Below are 2,297 nucleotides of genomic sequence, written 5' to 3'. Positions count from 1 at the left end.
GAGGCCGGCCGCGCCGGGCTTCGGGGCGGCCTCGGCGCGGCCCGGCCGCCGGAGGCGGGGCGGTCAGGGTCTCCGCCCCCGCGGCCGCGCCGGACGCAGGAGGACAGGACGACAGGAGGACAGGAGGACAGGAGGACAGGAGGACAGGAGGACAGGAGGACAGGGGGCAGGAGGACAGGGGGACGGCCTTGGATCTCCCGGCCCGTGCCGGGCGCGGAACCGTGCGTCCCGGGGCGGCCGGGTCGGTGAGCCGGGTCGGGTGCTGAGAGGCAGGGGCGTGCGGTGACGGCCGCCGGCTGCGGCCGCGTCGCGAGGTGCGGTGCCCGCGCACGGTGTACCCGGCCCGGCCCGATCCGGACCGAGGGCGTAGGTCCGCGGCCCCTCCCCGTGGCCGTCCACAGGCGGATACGGTGCCCCGGCCGCCGCCGGTACGGTGAGGGGCATGAGCCATCGCCCACCGTCGGCCCTCGCCGCGGTCAGCGCCGCGCTGCTCGCGATGAGCCGGCACCTGGAGGTCCGGGACGTCCTCAAGACGATCGTCGCCTCCGCCCGGGAACTCCTGGACGCCGAGTACGCGGCCCTGGGCGTGCCCGACGACCACGGGGGCTTCTCCCAGTTCGTCGTCGACGGGGTGAGCGACGAGGAGTGGAAGGCCATCGGCCCGCTGCCCCGGCAGCACGGCATCCTCGCCGCGATGCTCCACGAGGCGAAGCCCGAGCGGCTCGCCGACGTCCGGAAGGACCCGCGCTTCGGCGGCTGGCCCGACGCCCACCCCGACATGTCCGACTTCCTCGGCCTGCCCGTCCAGGACGGCGACGAGACCATCGGCGCACTCTTCCTCGCCAACAAACGCCGGGCCCGGCCCCAGGGCGGATGCGGGTTCACGCAGGAGGACGAGGAACTCCTGGGCATCCTCGCCCAGCACGCGGCGATCGCCCTCACCAACGCCCGGCTGTACGAGCGCAGCCGCGAGCTCACGATCGCCGAGGAGCGCTCCCGGCTCGCCCACGAGCTGCACGACGCCGTCAGCCAGAAGCTGTTCTCGCTCCGGCTGACCGCCCAGGCCGCCGCCGCCCTCGTGGACCGCGACCCCGCCCGCGCCAAGGGCGAGCTCCAGCAGGTGGCGGTCCTGGCCGCCGAGGCCGTGGACGAGCTGCGCGCCGCCGTGGTCGAGCTGCGCCCGGCCGCCCTGGACGAGGACGGCCTCGTCGCCACGCTCCGCACCCAGGTGCAGGTCATGGACCGCGCCCACAGCGCGCGGGTCACCTTCCGGAGCGGCGGCATACGCGCCCTGCCCTCCGCCCAGGAGGAGGCTCTGCTGCGCGTGACCCAGGAGGCCCTCCACAACGCCCTGCGCCACTCCGGTGCCGAGCGGGTCTCCGTCACACTCGGCCGGGAGGCCTCGGCGACGGTGCTGCGGATCACCGACGACGGCCGCGGCTTCGACGTCCAGGCCGTCCGGCGCGCGGGCCGCCACCTGGGTCTCGTCTCGATGCGGCACCGGGCGAACAGCGTCGGCGGCCGGCTCACCGTCACCTCGGAACCCGGCGAGGGCACCACGATCCGGATGGAGATCCCGTGACTGACAAGATCATCAGGGTGCTGCTGGTCGACGACCACCAGGTGGTCCGGCGGGGGCTGCGCACCTTCCTGGAGATCCAGGACGACATAGAGGTCGTCGGGGAGGCGTCGGACGGGGCCGAGGGTGTCGCGCGGGCCGAGGAGCTGCGGCCCGACGTCGTCCTGATGGACATCAAGATGCCGGGCACCGACGGCATCGAGGCCCTGCGCAGGCTCAGGGCGCTGGAGAACCCCGCCAAGGTGCTGATCGTCACGAGCTTCACCGAGCAGCGCACGGTCGTCCCCGCGCTGCGGGCGGGCGCCTCGGGATACGTGTACAAGGACATCGACCCGGACGCCCTGGCCGGTGCCATCCGGTCGGTCCACGCCGGGCACGTCCTGCTCCAGCCGGAGGTGGCGGGAGCACTCCTCGCCCAGGAGGCCGGGACCGGGACGGGCCGGGGGAGCACCCTGACGGAGAGGGAGCGCGAGGTGCTCGGGCTGATCGCCGACGGACGCTCGAACCGGGAGATCGCCCGCGCCCTGGTGCTGTCGGAGAAGACGGTCAAGACGCACGTGTCGAACATCCTCATGAAGCTGGATCTCTCCGACAGGACCCAGGCCGCGCTCTGGGCGGTCCGGCACGGCGCGGCGGGCTGACCCGGGCCGGGGCCCCGGGGGTCTTCCCGGGCCACCCGAAGGGTGCGGCCCCGCACGGCCGGCCGGTGGACCCGCCC

General features: G+C 74.8%; 2 protein-coding genes. Both read left to right on the top strand.

The features are described from left to right. Positions 1 to 442: 442 nt before the first annotated feature. A complete protein-coding gene (locus ABZ371_RS31870) occupies positions 443 to 1,582 on the top strand; it encodes a GAF domain-containing sensor histidine kinase (protein WP_358686261.1) in 1,140 nt (379 codons plus the stop codon). Then, the gene (locus ABZ371_RS31865) at positions 1,579 to 2,220 is read left to right on the top strand and encodes a response regulator transcription factor (protein ID WP_358686259.1); all 642 of its coding nucleotides are present in this window, start codon (positions 1,579 to 1,581) and stop codon (positions 2,218 to 2,220) included. Before ABZ371_RS31870 ends, ABZ371_RS31865 begins: the two co-directional genes overlap by 4 nt. The last annotated feature ends 77 nt before the right edge of the window (positions 2,221 to 2,297 follow it).

It is taken from the genome of Streptomyces sp. NPDC005899, assembly GCF_040629645.1.
Taxonomy (GTDB): Bacteria; Actinomycetota; Actinomycetes; order Streptomycetales; family Streptomycetaceae; genus Streptomyces.
The sequence above is the reverse complement of the archived record's forward strand: the minus strand, read 5'-3'. Positions and strand labels throughout refer to the sequence as shown.